Source organism: Altererythrobacter xiamenensis (assembly GCF_900177715.1).
Taxonomy (GTDB): Bacteria; Pseudomonadota; Alphaproteobacteria; order Sphingomonadales; family Sphingomonadaceae; genus Erythrobacter; species Erythrobacter xiamenensis.
Genome location: NZ_FXWG01000005.1, coordinates 1 through 1,141 on the forward strand (window position 1 = coordinate 1; position 1,141 = coordinate 1,141).

Sequence of the window (1,141 nt, forward strand, 5' to 3'; positions counted from 1 at the left end):
GGAACACACTCATGAAACCTATTCAGACGGCCTGTTTTGCGGCCATTTCGGCTCTTGCCCTTACTGCCTGTGGCGGTGATGCGGGCGGTGGCGGCGGCAGCCGCGATTCGATCCGCGCGGTCGGCTCCTCGACCGTATTTCCCTTTGCCAAAATGGTTGCCGAGAGCTTCGCCCGCTCGAACCCCGACATGAAATCACCGCTGATCGAATCGACCGGTTCGGGCGGCGGCATCAAGCTGTTCTGTTCGGGCGTCGGCGCCGACACGCCCGACATGGCCAACGCCTCGCGCCGCATGAAGCTCGGCGAGTTCGAGGACTGCCAGGAAAACGGCGTCACCGACGTGATCGAGCTGCAGGTCGGCCTCGACGGGATCGCCTTTGCCTCGGCGCAGGGCGGCATCATGATGAACCTCACGCCCAAGATCGTTTACGAGGCACTCGCCGCATCGCCCTATGGCGGTGAGCAGACCAACGAGACCTGGGCCGATGTCGATCCCTCGCTGCCCGACGAGCCGATCCTCGTCTACGGCCCGCCGTCGACCTCGGGCACGCGCGATGCGCTCAAGGAACTCGTCCTCGAAGTCGGCTGCGACACCAATGCCGAGATGAAGGCGCTGAAGGAGACCGACGAGGATCGCCATGCCCAGTTGTGCACCGAAGTGCGCGCGGACGGCGCCTATGTCGACCAGGGCGAGCAGGACAACCTGATCGTCCAGAAGATCGGCAATAACGACAAGGCCGTAGGCGTGTTCGGTTACAGCTATCTCGAAGAGAATGCCGACAAGGTGCAGGGCCTGCCGATGAACGGGGTCGAGCCGACCTACGAGAACATCTCGAGCTTCGAATATCCCGGCGCGCGTCCGCTCTACGTTTACGTCAAGAAGGCGCATGTCGCGGCGATCCCGGGGCTTGAAGGCTTCCTTCAGGAGTGGGTCAAGATGTGGAAGAAGGACGGTCCGCTTGCGCAGATCGGCCTGGTTGCATCGCCCGACGACGTGATGGCCGCCAACGAGAAGGCCGTGACCGAGCTGACCACGATCAGCGCCGACGACCTCAAGTAAACCCCCGACCCGATACAGCCATCGCTGCATCAGCGAGAAGCGCCGCTCCGTCACACAGACGGGGCGGCGTTTTTGTTGAG

Annotated in this window: 1 protein-coding gene; it reads left to right on the plus strand. The window is 63.0% G+C overall.

The window, feature by feature from the left end; genetic code table 11:
* Positions 1–11 precede the first annotated feature (11 nt).
* The gene (locus CCE89_RS15050) at positions 12–1,061 is read left to right on the plus strand and encodes a substrate-binding domain-containing protein (RefSeq protein ID WP_086438927.1); all 1,050 of its coding nucleotides are present in this window, start codon (positions 12–14) and stop codon (positions 1,059–1,061) included.
* Positions 1,062–1,141: the final 80 nt, after the last annotated feature.

Coding starts and splice junctions, on each gene's coding strand:
- CCE89_RS15050 (WP_086438927.1), top strand. CDS start 12: ATGAAACCTATTCAGACGGCCTGTTTTGCGGCCATTTCGGCTCTTGCC.